The organism is Franconibacter pulveris (assembly GCF_056780215.1).
In genome coordinates this window covers 4145382-4165698 of record NZ_CM165555.1, presented here as the reverse complement: position 1 = coordinate 4165698, position 20317 = coordinate 4145382, and the positions used below count along the sequence as shown (strand labels likewise).

21 protein-coding genes are annotated in these 20317 nt (G+C 55.1%); 14 read left to right on the top strand and 7 right to left on the bottom strand.

Annotated elements, in window-relative coordinates; genetic code table 11:
- The first annotated feature begins 72 nt into the window (after positions 1-72).
- Entirely contained in the window at positions 73-1527 is a 1455-nt protein-coding gene (locus ACU4F7_RS19655) for an NAD-dependent succinate-semialdehyde dehydrogenase (protein WP_029590202.1), read from the top strand.
- Between the two features lie 45 nt (positions 1528-1572).
- Entirely contained in the window at positions 1573-1851 is a 279-nt protein-coding gene (locus tag ACU4F7_RS19650) for a barstar family protein (RefSeq protein ID WP_029590205.1), read from the top strand.
- Between the two features lie 62 nt (positions 1852-1913).
- On the opposite strand, the gene yhcN (ACU4F7_RS19645) is transcribed toward ACU4F7_RS19650, so the two are convergent.
- From yhcN (ACU4F7_RS19645) to argR, 3 genes are all read right to left on the bottom strand, one after another.
- A complete protein-coding gene (yhcN, locus tag ACU4F7_RS19645; RefSeq protein WP_029590206.1) occupies positions 1914-2180 on the bottom strand; it encodes a peroxide/acid stress response protein YhcN in 267 nt (88 codons plus the stop codon).
- Positions 2181-2296: 116 nt separating this feature from the next.
- Entirely contained in the window at positions 2297-2560 is a 264-nt protein-coding gene (gene yhcN, locus ACU4F7_RS19640) for a peroxide/acid stress response protein YhcN (protein WP_481637603.1), read from the bottom strand.
- 364 nt (positions 2561-2924) lie between these two features.
- A complete protein-coding gene (argR, locus tag ACU4F7_RS19635) occupies positions 2925-3395 on the bottom strand; it encodes a transcriptional regulator ArgR (protein WP_024552571.1) in 471 nt (156 codons plus the stop codon).
- A gap of 437 nt (positions 3396-3832) precedes the next feature.
- On the opposite strand from argR, the gene mdh reads away from it, so the two are divergent.
- Positions 3833-4771 (top strand): malate dehydrogenase, encoded by a 939-nt coding sequence (mdh, locus tag ACU4F7_RS19630; protein ID WP_481637602.1) that lies wholly within the window; start codon positions 3833-3835, stop codon positions 4769-4771.
- Between the two features lie 56 nt (positions 4772-4827).
- On the opposite strand, the gene degS is transcribed toward mdh, so the two are convergent.
- The 3 genes from degS to zapG form a co-directional block, all read right to left on the bottom strand.
- Positions 4828-5892 (bottom strand): outer membrane-stress sensor serine endopeptidase DegS, encoded by a 1065-nt coding sequence (gene degS, locus ACU4F7_RS19625; RefSeq protein ID WP_029590217.1) that lies wholly within the window; start codon positions 5890-5892, stop codon positions 4828-4830.
- Between the two features lie 88 nt (positions 5893-5980).
- The gene (gene degQ, locus ACU4F7_RS19620) at positions 5981-7351 is read right to left on the bottom strand and encodes a serine endoprotease DegQ (RefSeq protein WP_481637601.1); all 1371 of its coding nucleotides are present in this window, start codon (positions 7349-7351) and stop codon (positions 5981-5983) included.
- 179 nt (positions 7352-7530) lie between these two features.
- Positions 7531-7929 (bottom strand): Z-ring associated protein ZapG, encoded by a 399-nt coding sequence (zapG, locus tag ACU4F7_RS19615; protein ID WP_024558839.1) that lies wholly within the window; start codon positions 7927-7929, stop codon positions 7531-7533.
- Between the two features lie 205 nt (positions 7930-8134).
- Here zapG and zapE point away from each other — a divergent pair, with 205 nt between their 5' ends.
- The 11 genes from zapE (at position 8135) to nanQ (ending at position 17414) form a co-directional block, all read left to right on the top strand.
- Positions 8135-9262: a cell division protein ZapE gene (gene zapE, locus ACU4F7_RS19610; protein WP_481637600.1), complete on the top strand. Its 1128-nt coding sequence runs from the start codon at positions 8135-8137 to the stop codon at positions 9260-9262.
- Between the two features lie 264 nt (positions 9263-9526).
- Positions 9527-9955, top strand: coding sequence for a 50S ribosomal protein L13 (rplM, locus tag ACU4F7_RS19605; protein WP_002437467.1), 429 nt, complete (start codon positions 9527-9529; stop codon positions 9953-9955).
- Between the two features lie 15 nt (positions 9956-9970).
- Positions 9971-10363, top strand: a complete 393-nt coding sequence (rpsI, locus tag ACU4F7_RS19600; RefSeq protein WP_000829815.1) for a 30S ribosomal protein S9 — start codon at positions 9971-9973, stop codon at positions 10361-10363.
- 312 nt (positions 10364-10675) lie between these two features.
- On the top strand, positions 10676-11317 hold the full coding sequence (sspA, locus tag ACU4F7_RS19595) for a stringent starvation protein SspA (RefSeq protein ID WP_024558837.1): 642 nt from the start codon (positions 10676-10678) through the stop codon (positions 11315-11317).
- Between the two features lie 3 nt (positions 11318-11320).
- Positions 11321-11815 (top strand): ClpXP protease specificity-enhancing factor, encoded by a 495-nt coding sequence (sspB, locus tag ACU4F7_RS19590; protein ID WP_029590236.1) that lies wholly within the window; start codon positions 11321-11323, stop codon positions 11813-11815.
- A 119-nt stretch (positions 11816-11934) separates the two neighbouring features.
- Positions 11935-12714, top strand: coding sequence for a transcriptional regulator NanR (gene nanR, locus ACU4F7_RS19585; protein WP_029590238.1), 780 nt, complete (start codon positions 11935-11937; stop codon positions 12712-12714).
- Between the two features lie 155 nt (positions 12715-12869).
- Entirely contained in the window at positions 12870-13769 is a 900-nt protein-coding gene (gene nanA, locus ACU4F7_RS19580) for an N-acetylneuraminate lyase (protein ID WP_029590239.1), read from the top strand.
- Positions 13770-13847: 78 nt separating this feature from the next.
- On the top strand, positions 13848-15338 hold the full coding sequence (locus ACU4F7_RS19575; RefSeq protein ID WP_481637599.1) for a sialate:H+ symport family MFS transporter: 1491 nt from the start codon (positions 13848-13850) through the stop codon (positions 15336-15338).
- A gap of 50 nt (positions 15339-15388) precedes the next feature.
- Positions 15389-16078, top strand: a complete 690-nt coding sequence (locus tag ACU4F7_RS19570) for an N-acetylmannosamine-6-phosphate 2-epimerase (protein WP_481637598.1) — start codon at positions 15389-15391, stop codon at positions 16076-16078.
- Entirely contained in the window at positions 16075-16950 is an 876-nt protein-coding gene (gene nanK / locus ACU4F7_RS19565) for an N-acetylmannosamine kinase (RefSeq protein ID WP_481637597.1), read from the top strand. Before ACU4F7_RS19570 ends, nanK begins: the two co-directional genes overlap by 4 nt.
- Positions 16947-17414: an N-acetylneuraminate anomerase gene (nanQ, locus tag ACU4F7_RS19560; RefSeq protein WP_481637596.1), complete on the top strand. Its 468-nt coding sequence runs from the start codon at positions 16947-16949 to the stop codon at positions 17412-17414. Before nanK ends, nanQ begins: the two co-directional genes overlap by 4 nt.
- A gap of 53 nt (positions 17415-17467) precedes the next feature.
- Here nanQ and ACU4F7_RS19555 read toward each other — a convergent pair whose 3' ends face one another.
- Entirely contained in the window at positions 17468-19978 is a 2511-nt protein-coding gene (locus ACU4F7_RS19555) for an autotransporter family protein (protein WP_035887185.1), read from the bottom strand.
- Positions 19979-20317 lie beyond the last annotated feature (339 nt).

Genomic DNA, 20317 nt, shown 5'->3' with positions numbered 1-20317 from the left:
ACGCCAGAAGCGTCGGTTTTTTTGTAGCTATACTTACGCAAGACGACAGGACACAACGGTCAGGAGGAGAAGATGACGATGCAAACCCTGGCGGATAACGCCCTTTTTCAGACAGGCTATCTGGTTGACGGCACATGGCATACCGCAGCAAGCACCTTCGACGTGCTTAACCCGGCCACAGGCGAGGTGGTAGCGAAAGTCGCTAAGGCAGGCAAGAAAGAGACCGAAGCGGCGATCGCCGCCGCGAGCCGCGCTTTTCCGGCCTGGCGGGCAAAGACGGCGAAAGAACGCTCAGAAATCCTTTACCGTTGGTATCAACTGATCATTGAGAACAAAAGCTGGCTTGGCGAGCTGATGACCACCGAGCAGGGGAAACCCCGCAAGGAGGCGGAAGGCGAGGTGGAGTACGCCGCAAGCTTTATTCAGTGGTTCGCCGAGCAGGCCAAGCGCGCCAACGGCGAGATAATCCCGCCCATTAAGCCAGGCTCCCGCATTCTGGCGACCCGTGAGCCGGTGGGCGTCGTGGCGGCCATTACGCCATGGAACTTCCCGATGGCGATGCTGACCCGCAAGCTTGGTCCGGCGCTCGCCGCAGGCTGCACCGGGGTGATTAAGCCTGCCAACAATACGCCGCTTTCCGCTTTCGCGCTGCTGGCGCTGGCTAAGCAGGCCGGAGTGCCGGACGGCGTGCTCAATGCCGTGGCGGGCAACACCTCGGAAATCAGCGACGCCATTATGGCCAGCCCGCAGGTGCGTAAAATCTCCTTTACCGGTTCTACTGCCGTGGGTAAAACGCTGATGCGCAACGCGGCGGAAACCATGAAGAAGGTTTCCATGGAACTTGGCGGCAACGCGCCTTATATCGTTTTTGACGACGCCGATATCGACGCGGCGGTAAAAGGGGCTATTGCCAATAAATTCCGTAATGCAGGCCAGGTATGCGTAAGCGTGAACCGCTTTTTTATTCAGGACGGGATTTACGAGCGCTTCGTGAATCAGCTGGCGGAAGCGGTTAAGGCGCTTAAAGTCGGCAACGGCATGGAAGACGGCGTGGTCGTCGGCCCGCTGATTGAACAATCCGCCGTGGATAAAGTACGTGAACACGTCGAAGACGCGGTAGCGAAAGGGGCAAAAGTGCTGGTGGGCGGCAAGCCGCACGAACTGGGCGGCAACTTCTGGCAACCTACCGTCCTGATTGACGCCAACGACGAGATGAAGCTTTCGCAGGAAGAGACGTTTGGTCCGCTGGCGGCCTGCTTCCGTTTTAAAACGGAAGAGGAGGTGATTCAGCGCGCCAACAATACCCCTTATGGCCTTGCGGCTTACTTCTACACGCAAAACCTGCAGCGCGTTTTCCGCGTTTCCCAGCAGATTGAGAGCGGCATGATAGGCATTAACGAATGTGCGGTATCAACGGAACTGGGGCCGTTTGGCGGAGTGAAAGAGTCCGGTCTGGGACGCGAAGGGTCAGTGCTGGGGCTGGAAGAGTTTATGGAAGTGAAAACCCTGCATCTGGGCGGACTCTGAAACAGAGGGCGGCCTGCGGGCCGCTCCATAGACCGGTGACGCAGCATGAAAATCTACACCTTCGATTTCGATGAAATTACCGATCAGGCGGATTTTTACCGGGAGTTTTCCCGCACTTTTGGTCTGGCCAAAAATCAGGTAAGCGATCTGGATGCGCTATGGGAGGTGGTAACCGAAGGGGGATTGCCGCTGCCGCTGGAGATAGAGTTTGTGCATCTGGGAGAGGAGCAGCGTCGGCGTTATGGGGCGCTGATTTTGCTGTTTGACGAAGCAGAAGAGGAGCTGGAAGGTCAGCTCCGCTTCAATGTACGTCATTCAACATAGGACAGGCACTTAAAAAGGCCCCTGCGAAAACAGGGGCAAGTCGTCAGACAAGACGACGAGGGTTACTTATACAGTTCAGCGGTGGCGTGCCAGTGGTCACCCTGAGTCAGTTCAGTGATGCGATAGCTGCTGGCGCCTTCTTTTTCCGCTTTTTCCGCCAGCTGCTGGCGAATATCCATCGGCGCGCCCGTTACCTGAGTTACAGAAACGCTGCCCATCGGCTGGAGGTTTTGCGCCTGCTGGGCGTTAACTTGTTGTACTGCGGCGCTGGCGCCAAAAGAGATAATTGAGGCCAGGCCCAGAGCTGCGATGGTAAATGGGGTTTTCATTGTCTTAACTCCTCGTCAAGGCACCCAACGGCCGGAAGGGTTGGAACGCTATTTTTCTGCTTAAGGCCGTTGCGTGCGTTTATGGCTATTCAGAACTTTTACTTTTAACGCTTTGTTTATTTGTAGAGCTCAGCGGTAGCGTGCCAGTGGTCGCCGGTACGCGCTTCGATGATGCGATAAGCAGACGCGCCTTTTTCCTGCGCTTTCTGATCCAGCATGTCGTGCATATCCATCGGGACGCTGCCTACCGCGTCAACGGTGACAGTACCGATAGCCTGGCGGTTTTGCGCCTGGTCGGCGTTGATGGAAGATGCTGCGAAAGCACCGAAAGAAAGCATAGAAAGGACAGTTGCGGCTGCTACGGTAGATTTAATGTTCATATTGTTTACCTCGTCGTATTTATTATTACTGGTCACTGTTCCGTGACCCTCATCACAAAAACAAGTATACACTAGTCACCCGAAAAATTAATAACAGGCTAATGGTTTCCTATGAAACTTTGAGCCTGGAGTGATGATTATTTATTACCGAACGTTATAAAAATGGCTGTAATTTAGCCAATATTTTTCTTTATTTCATATAAATCAATAGCATATTTGATTTTCGCAATTTGTGCGGTTTTCTTTGTCTAATACGCTGGGTGAATGGTTTTTAGCAGACGAAGCGACTGGTTAAGCGGGAGATGACAGAACAAGGTAAAAGAAGGGAAGAATGCTCCCGCTACGATATAGCGGGAGCGGGGCATCAGAGTTCCTGTTCGAAAAGCACCAGGATGGCTTCGTAAAGCTCTTTGACCGTGAAGCCGCGCGCGGGCGTAGTGAAGATAGTATCGTCCCCTGCGATGGTGCCGAGGATGCCTTCCGCTTTGCCGAGGGAATCCAGCAGGCGAGCAATCAGCTGCGCCGCGCCTGGGCTTGTGTGAATGACAACCACGGCGTCGTTATAGTCGATATCCAGCACCAGGTTTTTAAGCGGGCTGGACGTGGTCGGTACGCCAAGTTCAACCGGCAGGCAGTAAACCATCTCCATTTTGGCGTTGCGGGTGCGCACGGCGCCAAACTTGGTCAACATGCGGGAGACTTTTGACTGGTTGATATTCTCAAAGCCTTCGTCCTGCAGCGCCTGGACAATTTCACCCTGTGAACTGAATTTTTCTTCTTTGAGTAATGCTTTAAAAGCTTTAACTAACTCTTCTTGTTTTGCGGAGCTGCGCATACGTCACCCGTGGTCAGGCCAATAAGAACAACATTATTATGCATAAAATTGAATTTTTATGCAAATTATCTGCCGTAAACGGGGCTGAAATAATGTTATGAAAGCGGCGGATTTTATCAAATTTTGTTATCAAGGAACATGCCTGCGTCACGACTCGAAAATAAGCGATAAAGTAAAACAATTGTTATCAAAATGATGTTGTTTTGCTGTCGCGAGAGGGTGTAATGTAACCGCCTGTTGATATGTTGCTCCGGTAGTGACCCGGCGAGCCCGATAGTCTCCATGCACCGGTAAAGCCGCCGCATCGCTTTCAGTAAAGCGCGTCAGGAGTCGCAAACTGAAGGCCAGAAGATTGTACTCATTTCAGCTCTGAATGATTATGGTCGCCACCAATGGAGTAACGGCACACTTTTGCTCACCATAATAAGGAGTTTAGGATGAAAGTTGCAGTCCTCGGCGCGGCAGGTGGTATTGGCCAGGCGCTTGCCCTTCTACTCAAGACCCAACTGCCTTCAGGTTCAGAACTCTCTCTGTATGACATCGCACCGGTTACCCCAGGGGTAGCGGTTGACCTGAGTCATATCCCTACCGACGTAAAAATCAAAGGCTTCTCCGGCGAAGACGCCACCCCTGCGCTGGAAGGCGCCGACGTGGTGCTGATCTCCGCAGGCGTGGCGCGTAAGCCGGGCATGGACCGTTCCGATCTCTTTAACGTGAACGCTGGCATCGTGAAAAACCTGGTTCAGCAGATAGCGACGACCTGCCCGAAAGCCTGTATCGGCATCATCACCAACCCGGTTAACACCACCGTGGCGATTGCTGCGGAAGTGCTGAAAAAAGCGGGCGTGTACGATAAGAACAAACTGTTCGGCGTGACCACGCTGGATATCATTCGCTCCAATACCTTTGTGGCGGAGTTGAAAGGCAAGCAGCCGACCGATATCGACGTACCGGTTATCGGCGGTCACTCTGGCATGACCATTCTGCCGCTGCTGTCGCAGATCCCGGGCGTCAGCTTCTCCGAGCAGGAAGTGGCCGACCTGACCAAACGTATCCAGAACGCGGGCACCGAAGTGGTGGAAGCGAAAGCGGGCGGGGGCTCTGCAACCCTCTCTATGGGCCAGGCGGCGGCGCGCTTTGGGCTTTCGCTGGTGCGCGCATTGCAAGGCGAGCAGGGCGTAGTCGAGTGCGCTTATGTGGAAGGCGACGGCGAATACGCTCGCTTCTTCTCTCAGCCGCTGCTGCTGGGTAAAAACGGCATTGAAGAGCGTAAATCCATCGGCACCCTGAGCGCGTTCGAACAGCAGGCGCTGGAAGGCATGCTGGATACGCTGAAAAAAGATATCGCGCTGGGCGAAGAGTTTGTTAACAAGTAAGAACGCTAGCCTGAAAAAAACCGGAACACAGGTTCCGGTTTTTTTATGTCTGCCGTTTAGTTGGTGGCGGGGTATTCCTGAATCGTCACCTGCAGCGTAATGCGCTGGTCATTACGCATGACCTCTACCGGGATAACTGAGCCGGGACGAATCTCCGCAACCTGGTCCATGGTTTCCAGCGCAGAGACCGCGGGCTTGTTATTCACTGAGACAATAACATCATTCACCTGAATGCCCGCGCGCGCCGCCGGGCCATCCGGCGCCACTTCATTCACTACAATGCCCTGGATCTGGTCAATGCCTGCTGCCGGCGCATGCAGCGGCGTGATTTCCCGTCCGCCGATGCCGATATAGCCACGAATAACGCGGCCATCGCGGATAAGCTTATCCATTATCTTGGTGGCAAGCTGCGTGGGAATCGCGAAGCCCAGCCCTTCTGGCGTTTCGCCGTCATTACTTTTATCAAACGACAGGGTGTTGATGCCCATCATCTCGCCGAGTGAGTTCACCAGCGCGCCGCCGGAGTTGCCGTGGTTGATGGAGGCGTCAGTCTGCAGGAAATTCTGCCTGCCCGTAGGGTTCAGGCCCACGCGGCCGGTGGCGCTAATAATCCCCTGGGTGATGGTCTGCCCGAGGTTATAGGGGTTGCCTATCGCCAACACCACATCGCCAATATGCGGCGTACGTCTGGGGTTAATCGGGATAGTCGGCAGGTTCGCGGCGTTGATTTTCAGCACCGCAAGGTCCGTCAGGCTGTCGGAGCCGACCAGCAGCGCCTCAAAGACGCGGCCATCCTGCAACGCGACGATAATCTGGTCGGCGTCATTAATGACGTGCTTATTCGTAATGATGTAGCCGCGTTGATCCATGATAACGCCGGAGCCGAGCGTGCGAATTTCCAGCTGGTTGCGCCCGCCGTTGCTGACGCCGCGGTTATAAACATTAACGACCGCTGGCGCGGCGCGCTTCACCGCCGCATTGTAGCTGACCGGCGTTTCATCGGCGCTGTCATAGACCGGCGTCGACAGCGGGTTAACCTGGCGCAGCGAGGGCATGATCGCCAGCAGTATCGCCGCGACAATCAGGCCGAGCACTATCGGGCGTAAAAACTTAAGAAACATGGGCATGGGTTAGTTAATCAGGGAGACGACCGCAGCATAGCATGAGTTATGCGGACATCCCACGCAGGCGGGATGTCCTGCACAGCTTTTAGCGCAGCAGTAAATAGATGCTTTCGTTGCCGCGCACCACATGGAGCGCAATAACGGCGGGCTTGCTCTCCAGAATTTTGCGCATCTCGGCGATAGAGCGTACGCGGTCGCGGTTCACGCCGATTATCACATCATCTTTATGCAGGCCGATTTGCGCCGCCGCGCTGCCTTTTTCCACCTCGGCTATGGTAACGCCTTTGGTGCCGTCTTTCAGTTGACCATCGCTCAGGGTGGCGCCTTGCAGGGCCGGCGCGATCATCTCCGCGCTGGCGGAGGAGGCGGTGCTTTTATCCAGCGTCACTTCCACTTCCTGAGGCTTGCCGTCGCGCAGCAGGCCAAGCTTTACTTTGGTTCCCGGTTCGGTGGTGGCAATGCGCGAACGCAGCTCGGCAAAGCTGCTCAGCGACTTGCCGTTCAGGCTGATAATAACGTCGCCTGGCTTGATGCCCGCTTTTGCCGAACCCGAGTTAGCCAGCACTTCGCTGACGAATGCCCCGCGCTGCACGTTGAGATTGAAGGCTTTGGCGATATCGGCGCTCATCTCGGTGCCTTTAATGCCAAGCAGGCCGCGGCGGATTTCGCCGAACTGGATAAGCTGGTTCGCCAGCGTTTGCGCCATATTGCTGGGGATAGCAAAACCAATGCCGATGCTGCCGCCTCCTGGCGCCAGAATCGCGGTGTTAATGCCTATTAGTTCGCCGTTGAGGTTCAACAGCGCGCCGCCGGAGTTGCCGCGGTTAATGGAGGCGTCGGTCTGGATGAAATTCTCCAGTCCCTCAAGGTTTAGCCCGCTGCGGCCCAGCGCCGAAATAATGCCGGAGGTCGCCGTCTGGCCGAGGCCGAACGGGTTGCCGACCGCAATAGCGAAGTCGCCCACGCGCAGGCTGTCGGAGTCGGCGATTTTAATCTGGGTCAGATTGGTGGCGTTCTGCAGTTGCAGCAGGGCGATGTCGCTCTGGTCGTCGCTGCCGATGAGTTTGGCGTCGAACTCACGGCCATCGTTAAGCTGAACGCTGATTTTCTCGGCATGATTTACCACGTGATTGTTGGTCAGCACGTAGCCTTTCGCCGCGTTAATAATGACGCCGGAGCCCAGCCCTTCAAATGGCTGCGCCTGCTGGTCCGGCAGTTCGTCGCCGAAATATTTTTTCAGCTCTTCCGGCACCTTCTGGCCTTCCGGCGCGGCGGTTCCTTCCACCTGCACGCTGACCACGGCGGGCAAGACTTTTTCCAGTACCGGCGCGAGGCTTGGCAATGCGGCCTGGCCTGGAACTTGCGAAGGCAATGCGGCTACTGCCTGAAAGGGCGTCGAGAGAGATAACCCGACACTTAACGCTAATGCACTCAACAGCAGGGTTTGTTTTTTCATCGATGCTGGCTCTCGCAACCTGGAAGAAGGAAAGGATACCCAAAACGTACTGATATTATTGAATTCCCTGTCGGGTAACAATGGGGGCATAAGCCGGAGTCTGATTACCATAATCATAGCCAGCCCATAAAGAAAGCGGGCGCGAAAAACGCGCCCGGAGGAAAATATTTACTGCCGCCTTAATCGCGGCGGGCGCCGTTGCGCAGCAGGCCGGATGCGCCTTCAGAATAGTCACGCGGCATCTGCACCGGCGCCTGATCGTTGCTGGCTTCCGATTCCGCCAGACGATTACGGAACGGATTAGACTCAGCGGACATCTCCGGCAGCAGGTTGCTGGAGCTTTTCGCCATATGTTGATAAAGCTGGCGATAGTCGTGCGCCATGTTGTCTAACAGTTCGGCGCTGCGGGCGAAGTGGCTGACCAGTTCCTCGCGGTACTCTTCAAGCTCCGCTTTGTTCTTTTCCAGCTCGTACTGCAAAGCCTGTTGCTGGCGTAATTTGCGGTTGCCGAAACGCATGGCGACGGCACCAATAATGATACCGACCACTAACCCGATTAGCGCATATTCCCAGGTCATGTACATCTCCCGTTGTCTTGTGTTTCCGTAGGGTGGTAACGGCGAGGCTTGCTTGTCTCGTCAGTGCCGTCGCCCAGTTATGCCACTATAACCGCTATTTCAGGAGAAGTGGAATCCTGCTGCGGCATGGCGTAGTGTAGAACGGCCTTTTTTTCGACAGCCGCGGCTCGCGGCGCACCGATATCCAGGGAATAACTATAACATCATGCAAAGCTTCTCTCCGACATCGCGCTATCAACAGGCTCTTAACGAAGGTTCACATCAGCCAGACGATGTACAACGCGAGGCGGTCAGCCGCCTTGATACGATTTATCACGAGCTGACCGGCAATAAAACCGCTCCCGTGGAAAGCGGCGGCATGCTGGCGAAAGTGGGCAAGCTGTTCGGCAAACGGCCCCAGCCGGAATCCATTGCGCCGGTACGCGGCCTTTATATGTGGGGCGGCGTCGGGCGTGGGAAAACCTGGCTGATGGATCTTTTTTATCAGAGCTTGCCGGGCGAGCGGAAACAGCGGCTGCACTTTCACCGCTTTATGCTGAAGGTGCATAAGGATTTAACGGCGCTGCAGGGGCACAGCGACCCGCTGGAAATTATCGCCGATCGCTTTAAAGCGCAGACCGACGTGCTGTGCTTCGATGAGTTTTTTGTCTCCGACATTACCGACGCCATGCTGCTGGGCGGCCTTATGCAGGCCCTGTTCGCGCGCGGCATTACGCTTGTGGCGACCTCCAACATTCCGCCTGACGAGCTTTACCGCAACGGACTGCAGCGCGCCCGTTTTCTTCCTGCTATTGAGGCAATTAAGCGCCACTGCGATGTCATGAATGTAGACGCGGGCATTGATTACCGCTTGCGCACCCTGACTCAGGCGCACCTCTGGCTGTCGCCGCTTAATGAAGAAACGAAAGGGCGCATGGAGCAGCTTTATACCGCGCTTGCCGGGGCGAAGCGTCAGGGCGAGCCGGTGCTGGAGATAAACCATCGCCCGCTGCCGACGCTTGGCCTGGAAAACCAGACGCTCGCCGTGGCGTTCCGCACGCTCTGCGTCGACGCCCGCAGCCAGCATGATTACATCGACCTCTCCCGACAGTTTCATACCGTACTGCTGTTCGACGTGCCGGTCATGACCCCGCAAATGGAGAGCGAAGCGCGCCGCTTTATCGCGCTGGTGGATGAGTTTTATGAACGGCACGTGAAGCTCGTCGTTAGCGCGGCTGCGCCATTAATGGAGATTTATCAGGGGCAAAGGCTGAAGTTTGAGTTCCAGCGCTGCCTTTCCCGTTTGCAGGAAATGCAAAGCGAGGAGTATCTGAAACGGGCGCATAAGCCCTGAGCGGGTTTTTCCCCTGTAAAACCGAAAAGCCGGAAAGCCGCAGAAATCCCGCTTTCCATCACAAAAAGGGGTCGATCTTTATACGCGACTTCTCTATAATCCTGCGACCCCACGTTACAACAAAGTTTTTTTCCCAAAACTTTTGTGTGCCGGTGAAACATATCCGAGGGGGTAGGTTTACTGGACAATGTCGTGTGAACCTCAACAGATTATAGGCGTTTGGGTGTTCACCAACGTGTAACTATTTATTTGGGTAAGCTTTTAATGAAAACTTTTACAGCTAAACCAGAAACCGTAAAACGCGACTGGTACGTTGTTGACGCGACCGGTAAAACTCTGGGCCGTCTGGCTACTGAACTGGCACGTCGCCTGCGCGGTAAGCATAAAGCGGAATACACTCCGCACGTTGATACTGGTGATTACATCATCGTTCTGAACGCAGAAAAAGTTGCTGTAACCGGTAACAAGCGTTCTGACAAAATGTACTACCACCACACTGGCCACATCGGTGGTATCAAAGAAGCGACCTTCGAAGAGATGATCGCCCGCCGTCCTGAGCGCGTAATTGAAATCGCGGTAAAAGGCATGCTGCCGAAAGGCCCTCTGGGTCGTGCTATGTACCGTAAACTGAAAGTTTACGCAGGCAACGAGCACAACCACGCGGCGCAGCAACCGCAAGTTCTGGACATCTAATCGGGATTATAGGCAATGGCTGAAAATCAATACTACGGCACTGGTCGCCGCAAAAGCTCCGCCGCTCGTGTGTTTATCAAACCGGGCAACGGTAAAATCGTTATCAACCAGCGTTCTCTGGAACAGTACTTCGGTCGCGAAACTGCCCGCATGGTAGTTCGTCAGCCGCTGGAACTGGTCGACATGGTTGAGAAACTGGATCTGTACATCACCGTTAAAGGTGGTGGTATCTCTGGTCAGGCTGGTGCGATCCGTCACGGTATCACCCGCGCTCTGATGGAGTACGACGAGTCCCTGCGTGGCGAACTGCGTAAAGCAGGCTTCGTTACCCGTGACGCGCGTCAGGTTGAACGTAAGAAAGTCGGCCTGCGTAAAGCACGTCGTCGTCCGCAGTTCTCCAAACGTTAATTCTGTTCTGCTTTTGCAGAATGGCATTATGCAAAAAACCCGGCTCTGCCCGGGTTTTTTTATTGCTGCTTTTCTTTGGCGTTCTAATCCCCTGAATCTGCTTCCTTTTAGGGCAAATCAGGAATCCCTTCACCACAAACCCCGCAAAATCTGGTAAACTATCATCCAATTTTCTGCCCAAATGCTGGTAACTGTTCACGTTTTGGTCAATTAACAGACTGGGATGTCAGTACGGCAGGGAAGGGTAACCCATAAAGGCCGGTCGCCGTGCGGCTGGTAGCAGTATTTTTCTGAATATACCTGGAGGTTTTCATGGCTGTCGCTGCCAACAAACGTTCGGTAATGACGCTGTTTTCTGGTCCTACTGATATCTACAGCCATCAGGTGCGCATCGTGCTGGCTGAAAAGGGTGTCAGCTTTGAAATTGAGCATGTGGAAACGGATAACCTGCCGCAGGATCTGATTGACCTCAACCCAAATCAAAGCGTGCCGACGCTGGTAGACCGTGAGCTGACTCTGTGGGAGTCGCGCATCATTATGGAATATCTTGACGAGCGTTTCCCGCATCCGCCGCTGATGCCGGTTTATCCGGTCGCGCGTGGTGAAAGCCGTCTGTACATGCATCGTATTGAGAAAGACTGGTACTCGCTGATGAACGTCATCGAGAAAGGTTCTGCTCAGGAAGCTGACGCAGCCCGTAAGCAGCTGCGCGAAGAGCTTTTGGCTATCGCGCCGGTGTTCACCCAAAAACCGTTCTTCCTGAGCGACGAGTTCAGCCTGGTGGATTGCTACCTGGCGCCGCTGCTGTGGCGTTTGCCGCAACTGGGCGTTGAGCTGGTCGGTGCGGGCGCGAAAGAGCTGAAAGGCTATATGACTCGCGTTTTTGAGCGTGATTCGTTCCTTGCTTCGCTGACCGAAGCCGAGCGTGAAATGCGTCTGCAAAGCCGGGGTTAAACCATGGATATGTCACAGCTGTCTCCACGTCGTCCTTATCTGCTGCGAGCCTTCTATGAATGGCTGCTGGATAACCAGCTCACGCCGCACCTTGTCGTGGATGTGACGTTGCCGGGCGTCTCCGTGCCGATGGAGTATGCGCGTGACGGGCAGATCGTACTGAACATCGCGCCGCGTGCGGTAGGCAATCTGGAGCTGGCCAATGACGAAGTGCGCTTTAATGCGCGCTTCGGCGGGGTGCCGCGTCAGGTTTCGGTGCCGCTGGCCGCTGTGCTGGCTATCTACGCGCGTGAAAACGGCGCGGGCACCATGTTCGAACCGGAAGCCGCCTATGACGAAGCGTTAGCGAGTCTTAACGACGAAATCGTTTCGGAAGAGCCGGAAACGGTGATGTCCGTTATCGACGGCGATAAGCCGGATCACGAAACGGGCGACGATAACCCGGATGACGACCCGCCGCCGCGCGGCGGCCGTCCGGCGCTGCGCGTCGTCAAGTAAACAAAACGGGGCCGCTGGCCCTGTTTTTGTTTACAGCTCCTTGTTTCGCCAGCAAAGACCCGGTGTGTTATGCTGAGCCAATCCGCCCTTGTTCGTTATTTCATCTTTTGTGACCGCCTATGAGCACCTTTGATCCACAAGACGAAACCCGGGACAGCTTCGGCCATACGCTGCACCGCCGCCCGCTGACGCGCAAAAAGCTCTCCGAAATGGTGGAGGAGGAGCTTGAACAGATGATTCGCCGACGCGAATTTGCTGAGGGGGAACAACTGCCTTCCGAGCGCGAATTAATGGCTTTCTTTAATGTTGGGCGCCCTTCGGTACGTGAAGCGCTGGCGGCGCTTAAGCGCAAAGGCCTGGTGCAAATAAGCAACGGCGAGCGCGCCCGCGTTTGCCGACCTTCTGCCGACACTATCATCAGCGAACTTTCCGGCATGGCGAAAGATTTTCTCTCGCGCCCCGGCGGTATCGCCCATTTTGAGCAATTGCGCCTGTTCTTCGAATCCAGTCTGGTGCGCTACGCCGCAGAACACGCTACCGATGAGCAGATAGCAAAGCTTGAAAAGGCGCTGGTAGTGAACAGCCAGTCGCTGGATGACAACACGCTGTTTATTCGCTCCGATGTCGCTTTTCATCGTGTACTGGCGGAAATTCCCGATAACCCTATTTTTATGGCGATCCATGTCGCGCTGCTCGACTGGCTTATTGCCGCCCGTCCGACCGTGCCGGAAAAAGCGCTTCATGAGCATAATAACGTCAGCTATCAACAGCATATCGCTATTGTAGAAGCGATCCGCGCCCGGGATGCTGATGGCGCCGACCGCGCGCTAACGGCGCATTTGCAAAGCGTTTTCGCCGCCTGGCACGCTTTTCAGCAAAAAAGCAAAGCACATCAGTAGCCTGCCTGCGACTGCCTGAAACGATCTACGAACGATCGTTTAGTGAACCAGATCCCATTCTTTGATATCACTCGCCCGCTGCACGCTTTTCGTACTGGTATAACAGGTATAAAGGTATATAGTTCATTCATCCTGAATACCTTTGCGAGGTGAATATGTTTGATCCATTACGCGGCGTGATGACGGCACTGCTAACGCCCTTTGATAACAACCAGCGGCTGGATGGCGACAGCCTGCGTCGGCTGGTGCGTTTTAACTTAAGTCAGGGCGTGGATGGGCTTTATGTCGGCGGCTCAACGGGTGAAGCCTTTATGCAAACGGCGGCAGAACGTGAAGAAGTGCTTGAAATTGTTGCAGATGAGGCAAAGGGCAAAGCCACGCTGATTGCCCATGTCGGCACGGTGAGCACGACTGAAAGTCAGCAGCTTGCCCGTTCAGCCAGCCGCTATGGCTATGATGCCGTTTCTGCCGTAACGCCTTTTTATTACCCTTTTAGTTTTGAAGAGCACTGTGACCACTACCGTGCAATCATTGACTCCGCAGAGGGTTTGCCGATGGTGGTATACAACATACCCGCCCTGAGCGGCGTAAAGCTTTCGCTTGAGCAAATTAATACGCTGGTCATGCTGCCGGGGGTGGCGGCGCTTAAGCAAACCTCGGGCGATCTCTATCAAATGGAGCAGATTCGCCGCGCGCAGCCGGAACTGGTGCTTTATAACGGTTACGACGAAATTTTCGCCTCTGGCATTCTGGCCGGAGCGGATGGCGGCATCGGCAGCACTTACAACGTGATGGGCTGGCGCTACCAGCGCATTGTCAGGGCGATCGAGGCAGGCGATATCGCCGGGGCGCAGCGCCTGCAAAGCGACTGTAATGAGGTTATCGACCTGCTTATCAAAACCGGCGTATTCCGTGGCCTGAAAACGCTGCTTCACTATATGGATGTGGTGTCGGTGCCGCTGTGTCGCAGACCTTTCGCCCCGGTCGATGAAGCCTGGCTGCCGCAGCTTAAAGCGCTGGCGCAGCGGCTGCAGGAAGAAAAAGCACAACAGTGATCGCCGCCGCCCGGCGGCCAAAAACCTCTCTACCCTACACCTTAAAGCGCGGGCAAAGACCTGCGCAGGGAGTCTCCTGTGAACGCTTCCTCACATGCTCTGCCGTGGTACAAGCATCTTAATAAAGCCCAATGGCGCGCCTTCTCGGCGGCCTGGCTGGGCTATCTGCTGGATGGTTTTGACTTTGTCCTGATAGCGCTGGTTCTGACGGAAATTCAGGGAGAGTTTGGGCTGACCACCGTGCAGGCCGCGAGCCTGATCTCCGCCGCCTTTATCTCCCGCTGGTTTGGCGGTTTGCTGCTGGGCGCGCTGGGCGACCGTTACGGCCGTCGGCTGGCGATGGTCACCAGTATTATCCTCTTTTCTATCGGCACGCTCGCCTGCGGCCTGGCGCCCGGCTACGTCACCCTGTTTATCGCTCGCCTGGTGATCGGCATGGGGATGGCGGGCGAGTATGGCTCCAGCGCCACCTACGTTATCGAAAGCTGGCCGAAGCATTTGCGTAATAAGGCCAGCGGCTTTCTTATCTCCGGTTTTTCCGTCGGCGCGGTTGTCGCCGCGCAAGTCTACAGCCTGGTGGTGCCAGCCTGGGGCTGGCGAGCGCTGTTTTTCATTGGCATTTTGCCGATTGTTTTTGCGCTGTGGCTGCGTAAAAACATTCCGGAAGCGGAAGATTGGAAGGCGCGACAGGGCGAAGCCAGGCCGGTGCGCACGATGGTCGATATTCTTTATCGCGGCGAGCACCGCCTGATGAATATCGCAATGACTCTCTTTGCGGCAGGCGCGCTCTGGCTCTGCTTCGCCGGGGAGCTCGGCAATGCCGCGCTTATCGCCGCGCTTGGGTTGGCGTGCGCTGCGATATTTATCAGCTTTATGGTGCAAAGCAGCGGGTCGCGCTGGCCGACCGGCGTTATGTTGATGGTCATTGTGTTGTTCGCTTTTCTCTATTCATGGCCGATTCAGGCGCTGCTGCCTACCTATCTGAAGACGGAGTTGGCCTACACGCCAACAACAGTTGCACAGGTGCTGTTCTTTAGTGGTTTTGGCGCCGCGGTAGGTTGCTGCGTCGGCGGTTTCCTTGGCGACTGGCTTGGTACCCGCAAAGCCTACGTTTACAGCCTGCTGGCGTCGCAACTGCTGATTATTCCCGTGTTCGCCATTGGCGGAACAAATATCTGGGTGCTGGGCCTGCTGCTCTTTTTTCAGCAAATGCTGGGGCAAGGCATTTCCGGCATCCTGCCAAAGCTTATCAGCGGCTATTTTGATACTGACCAACGTGCGGCGGGGCTGGGCTTCACCTATAACGTCGGCGCGCTTGGCGGTGCGCTGGCGCCAGTGATTGGCGCCACTATCGCTCAGCGGCTGGATCTTGGCACTGCGCTGGGATCGCTCTCCTTCAGTCTGACATTTGTGGTGATCCTGCTGATTGGTCTGGATATGCCGTCGCGGGTGCAGCGCTGGCTGCATCCCGAAGCGCTGCGCACTCATGATGCCATCGATGGCAAACCGTTCAGCGGCGCCGCTGTTCCGGGTATGCGCAAGCGAGGGCTGGTCAAAAGTAAAAGCTAACTATGCAGCCCGGCGGTTCGCCGGGCTGCATCACCATCAGGGAGTCTTTTATGTCTTTGCTCGAACAAATTAACGAGGCGATTGCCGCTCGCGGCGGACTCATTGTCTCCTGCCAGCCTGTGCCTGGCAGTCCGCTGGATAAGCCCGACATTGTCGCTGCGATGGCGCAGGCGGCGGAGCAGGCTGGGGCAGTCGCGGTGCGTATTGAAGGCCTTAAAAATCTGCAGGCAACGCGCCGTGTGGTCAGCATCCCGATAATTGGCATCATCAAGCGCGATCTGCCCGATTCTCCGGTGCGTATTACGCCGTTTCTGGAAGATGTGGACGCGCTTGCGCAGGCGGGAGCGGATATCATCGCTTTCGACGGCACAGAGCGCCCGCGTCCTGTACCGGTGAAGGCGTTGCTAGAGCGTATTCATTCCTGTCAGCGCGTGGCGATGGCCGACTGCTCGTCGTTGCAGGATGGGCTGTATTGCCAACAGTTGGGCGCGGAAATTATCGGCACGACGCTTTCCGGCTACCTCACCCGCGAAACGCCTGAAGAGCCCGACCTGCCGCTGGTGAGCGCGCTGCGCGACAGGGGCTGCCGGGTTGTTGCCGAAGGACGCTTTAATTCGCCTCCATTGGCCGCGCAGGCGATGCAGCATGGCGCGTGGGCGGTGACAGTGGGCTCCGCCATCACCCGGCTGGAACACATCTGCCAGTGGTACCGCGAAGCGATGCAAAAGGTAGCGGAATGAATGTACTGGCGATTGATATTGGCGGCACCAAACTCGCTGCCGCTTTAGTGGATGAAACGCGACATATTACGGAGCGCCGGGAGTTGCCGACGCCTGCCAGCAAAACGCCCCAGGCGCTTGGCGCGGCGCTGGAAACCGTGGTTGCGCCGCTAAAGGCGCGGGCGCAACGCGTTGCTGTCGCCTCCACCGGCATTATCCATGATGGCGTGCTGACCGCCATCAATCCGGAGAACCTTGGTGGACTTGCGCGCTTTCCGTTAGTCGAAACCGTGACCCGTCTGACCGGCTTGCCCTGTATCGCAGTAAACGATGCGCAGGCGGCAGCCTGGGCAGAATACCAGGCGCTGCCGGAAGGGATAAGCGAGATGGTGTTTTTGACGGTCTCGACCGGCGTGGGCGGCGGGGTAATTTGCCAGGGGAAATTGCAGACCGGTATCGGCGGGCTGGCGGGGCATTTCGGTCATACGCTGGCCGATCCGCATGGCCCGCGCTGCGGCTGCGGGCGCACCGGCTGTGTGGAGGCTCTCGCTTCCGGGCGTGCTATTGCGGCGGCGGCAACCGGAGAGTTAGCCGGGCTTGACGCCAAAGCTATTTTCGCCCGCGCAGAAGAGGGCAATTCTCAGGCGAGGGCGCTGGTGGCTCGCTCGGCTCAAACGCTGGCGAGGCTTATCGCGGATATCAAAGCCGTTACGGACTGCCAGCGAGTCGTTATTGGCGGCAGCATTGGTCTCGCGCACGGCTATCTGCCTCAGGTGCAGGACTTTGTGGCGCAGGAACCCGCAGCGTTTCACACCCGGCTTGCCGCCGCACATTATCGCCACGATGCCGGTTTGCTGGGGGCTGCGCTGTTAGCGCAAGGAGAAGAAGCATGATCGCAGGAAAGATCCAACACGCCTACGCCGCAGGACTGCCGCTGGCGATGGCGCAAGCGCTTGCTCAGGCGCTGGCGGCAAACCCGGCGCAGAAAGCGCCCGGCAGCTATGTCCTGCAAGAGGAAAGGCTTTTTATGAATGTGATGCAGTTTGCTACGCAAAATGCGCAGGAAAAATGCGCCGAACTGCATCGCGACTATATAGACATTCAGATCTTGCTGGAGGGTAAAGAACAAATACGCTATGGCGTGGCGGGTAGCGAACGCGAGTGCGGCGAGTGGCATAAAGAAGAAGACTATCAGCTCTGTAAGTACATTGAGGCGGAGCAGGTGCTGTTAATGGAGCCAGGAATGTTCGCGGTTTTTATGCCCGGCGAACCGCATAAACCAGGATGTTTTGCAGAGAAAGCAGGTGAAATCAAAAAAGTGGTGTTAAAGCTTCACCGTAGCGCGTTACAGGCATAAAAAAGCCCGGTAGTTCATCTACCGGGCAGGTTAATCGTGAATAGCGGCAGGGATTACCAGCGATAGTTCACTAACATATGGCCTGTATAGGCATTGTAGGTGTTATCACCCCATTCGCCGCCAAGACGGAAGGAGAGGGTCGTTGCTTCGTTGATTTTACCGGTTACGCCTGCTTCCAGCTGGAAGCGGTTATCCGGTACGTCGGAACCAATGGTATCGCCGTTAAAGCTTAAATCGCTCATGCCGTTGCCGGTTAACCAGTTTACCGCGCCATAAGGCTGCCAGGCTTCGACCTGTTTCTGGTCGACGTAACTCATTTTTACCCCAACGCGGCCGAGCACGGCATCATCTTTCGGCGTGGTCACCCGCGTACCATTGTATTCAACATGGTCGTCTTGCTTAAGGTTGCTGTACACCACCTGACCTTGCGGTTCAAACTTCATGGTACGAGCTTTTTCTGAAGGCACCAGCCAGGCGTGACCCACTTCCAGCGAAGCGGCCATACCTTTGCTGTCATACTCTTCGCCAGGCATATCGTCGCCGTTTACTCTGCTGTTGTACCAGCTGTAAGAAGCCCAGCTGTCGATATAGCTGCCCAGGCGCAGTTTTTGATCTTCCTGCCAGGTGGCATAGAGTCCCACGTTGTAGCCATTAACGCGGCCGTCGGCGGAGCGGCTGTTGTGCCTTGCATCGGCGCTGGTATCGCTATAGCCAGTACCTATCATAAAGCCAGTATGCAGCGTGCCGGTGGAGAGGTTTCTGCTGATAACATCGCTGCCAAGCTGAACCACCGCCGAGCGGATGTCATAGCTCAGGTTGCTGCGGGCGAAATTGCCGTCGGCATACTGGCCTTTGACGTACATCCACGTATTCAGATCATCTTCGTCACGCAGCATTAACTGATCGCGATCGTCGCGTTTATGGATGAACATCTGTTGAGCAGCCAGGTAGTTCGCCATGTAAACGCCAATTTCCGGACGATAGACTTCCGGGGCGGGTGCCGGGGCGGGATCCGGCGTTGGGTCTGGTGTTGGATCGGGAGTCGGTTCTGGGTCCGGCGTAGGGGTCGGATCTGGCTGCGGCGCAGGTTCAATTTTGGATTCCAGATACCAGTTGCCGTCATCATGCTTATAGAGATCATATTCCCACATGCCAGCGACAACGGGCTTATCAAGCGTAAAGGTCGCGTCAGATGCGCCACCGATGTCAATTAACTCAATCCCGTTGAGCGTTTGTGCGCCCATGCCGCCTACATTAGCCACTTCCAGTGAAGATGTGCCCGCGCTGTTGCCGGTAATCGCCAGGTGGTCAGTCAAAGAGCTATCGTCACCCGCAACAGTATTCATGACGATTTTGCTGCCTTGCTCGCCTGTGTAATTACCATTAATGGTATAGCTATTGCCAACGGAATTATCCGCGGCGGCAAGTTGTAAAGTGCCCGCGTTCGAGACGTTGCCGTTAATGGTGTTGCCTGTCGTGGGCGTCGTTGCGCCGATATTGCTGCTAACGGCGTTCCAGGCAGCCAGCGTACCGCCTGCTGCAACAGCGACGTTATTATTTACCGTACCTGCGGATGCGAAGGTCGCGCCGCTGCCAATGGAAAGCGTGGCGCTGTTATTCGCCGGACCGAGCGTCGCGCCTTCGGCGACCAGCGTAGTGCCGCTTTTCAATTGCGTATCGCCGGTATAGCTGTTTGTGCCGCTGAGCGTCAGCGTTGAGGCATCTTCTTTAATAACGGCGCCAGTGCCTGAAATATCGCCTTTGAAGGTGAAATCGGCAGCCTGGTTAAAAATGAGCGTGCCATCGTCCTGAATATTTCCTTCGAGCGAGGCGTTGCTGCCGCTGCCGGTACCGAGCTGGAGCGTAGCCCCGCTGTTAATAAGCGAGGAGCCCTTATTGGTGACATCGCCACCCAGGGTCAATTTACCCGTTTTTACGATCAGGCTGGCGTCGGTGCCGATAAGATCGATATCGCCGCTCATTACCCAATCCACGCCATCCATGGTTAATGATTTAAAGCCATCCGTGCCCGCCGTTACGCCTTTAAAATTGCTGTCTTCGTTGCCTGAATCATTCAGCGTAATGGTATTGGTGGAAGAACCCGTAGAAGTGACATCGCCCTGCAGATCGGAGCCGTTTTTTAACACCAGCGCGTTACTGCCTGCGCTTGCAAAAGCGATAGCGCTGTCTTTACCTGCAATCGTGCCGGTGTTGATAATGGTTACATTTTTAGAGTCAATTATATTCAAGCCTATATTAGCGCTGTTGATGCTTCCTTTATTTTCCAGGGTGAACATCGTTGAGGTTTGCCCATCGATTTCAACCTGCATGGCATTGCCATTATCGTTTTTGATCGTACCATTATTGACGAAGCTGACAATATCTTCACCCTGAACCGAAACGCTGGGCTTCGCTTTAGGTGAGGACATAGTTACGTCTGAATTGACGATATAATCGGTATCGCCACTGACTACATAACTGCTGTTTGTATCATTAGAAATAATCGTTTCTGCGTTTACTAATGCGGGTGAAGATAAAGCAAGCAATGGGAACAATGTTACCATCATTTGCGAGATGCTATTTCTTTTAAAGATTCCTGTCTTATTCATAGCTGCTTCCAATTGAAAGGTGAAAAAAAGAACGCTTTAGCAATCTGCAAGCTTAATTAATTGTTTTTATAAATGAAATTACATGGCAGCAGATACAGAATTAATAAATACATAAAAGATTATGATTTTATATTATTTATTTGTTTTTTGTATTATTCAGGGCGGGTTGATGAATGTCAGATTAATACTGATTCTTTAAATTAGCGCGATGCCGCTGCGAATAAAAAATAATCTATTTGGGGAATTCAGCAAAAAATAAGGGAAGCGTTACGCTTCCCTTATTTCATAAGGCGG

Bases quoted from the DNA above. Each gene is read 5' to 3' on its own strand.
- yhcN (WP_029590206.1), bottom strand. From the start codon at position 2,180: ATGAAAACCCCATTTACCATCGCAGCTCTGGGCCTGGCCTCAATTATC.
- argR (WP_024552571.1), bottom strand. From the start codon at position 3,395: ATGCGCAGCTCCGCAAAACAAGAAGAGTTAGTTAAAGCTTTTAAAGCA.
- nanA (WP_029590239.1), top strand. From the start codon at position 12,870: ATGTTTGATCCATTACGCGGCGTGATGACGGCACTGCTAACGCCCTTT.
- zapG (WP_024558839.1), bottom strand. From the start codon at position 7,929: ATGACCTGGGAATATGCGCTAATCGGGTTAGTGGTCGGTATCATTATT.
- nanQ (WP_481637596.1), top strand. From the start codon at position 16,947: ATGATCGCAGGAAAGATCCAACACGCCTACGCCGCAGGACTGCCGCTG.
- nanR (WP_029590238.1), top strand. From the start codon at position 11,935: ATGAGCACCTTTGATCCACAAGACGAAACCCGGGACAGCTTCGGCCAT.
- rplM (WP_002437467.1), top strand. From the start codon at position 9,527: ATGAAAACTTTTACAGCTAAACCAGAAACCGTAAAACGCGACTGGTAC.
- ACU4F7_RS19570 (WP_481637598.1), top strand. From the start codon at position 15,389: ATGTCTTTGCTCGAACAAATTAACGAGGCGATTGCCGCTCGCGGCGGA.
- ACU4F7_RS19650 (WP_029590205.1), top strand. From the start codon at position 1,573: ATGAAAATCTACACCTTCGATTTCGATGAAATTACCGATCAGGCGGAT.
- ACU4F7_RS19655 (WP_029590202.1), top strand. From the start codon at position 73: ATGACGATGCAAACCCTGGCGGATAACGCCCTTTTTCAGACAGGCTAT.
- sspA (WP_024558837.1), top strand. From the start codon at position 10,676: ATGGCTGTCGCTGCCAACAAACGTTCGGTAATGACGCTGTTTTCTGGT.
- mdh (WP_481637602.1), top strand. From the start codon at position 3,833: ATGAAAGTTGCAGTCCTCGGCGCGGCAGGTGGTATTGGCCAGGCGCTT.
- sspB (WP_029590236.1), top strand. From the start codon at position 11,321: ATGGATATGTCACAGCTGTCTCCACGTCGTCCTTATCTGCTGCGAGCC.
- nanK (WP_481637597.1), top strand. From the start codon at position 16,075: ATGAATGTACTGGCGATTGATATTGGCGGCACCAAACTCGCTGCCGCT.
- yhcN (WP_481637603.1), bottom strand. From the start codon at position 2,560: ATGAACATTAAATCTACCGTAGCAGCCGCAACTGTCCTTTCTATGCTT.
- rpsI (WP_000829815.1), top strand. From the start codon at position 9,971: ATGGCTGAAAATCAATACTACGGCACTGGTCGCCGCAAAAGCTCCGCC.
- zapE (WP_481637600.1), top strand. From the start codon at position 8,135: ATGCAAAGCTTCTCTCCGACATCGCGCTATCAACAGGCTCTTAACGAA.
- degS (WP_029590217.1), bottom strand. From the start codon at position 5,892: ATGTTTCTTAAGTTTTTACGCCCGATAGTGCTCGGCCTGATTGTCGCG.
- degQ (WP_481637601.1), bottom strand. From the start codon at position 7,351: ATGAAAAAACAAACCCTGCTGTTGAGTGCATTAGCGTTAAGTGTCGGG.
- ACU4F7_RS19555 (WP_035887185.1), bottom strand. From the start codon at position 19,978: ATGGTAACATTGTTCCCATTGCTTGCTTTATCTTCACCCGCATTAGTA.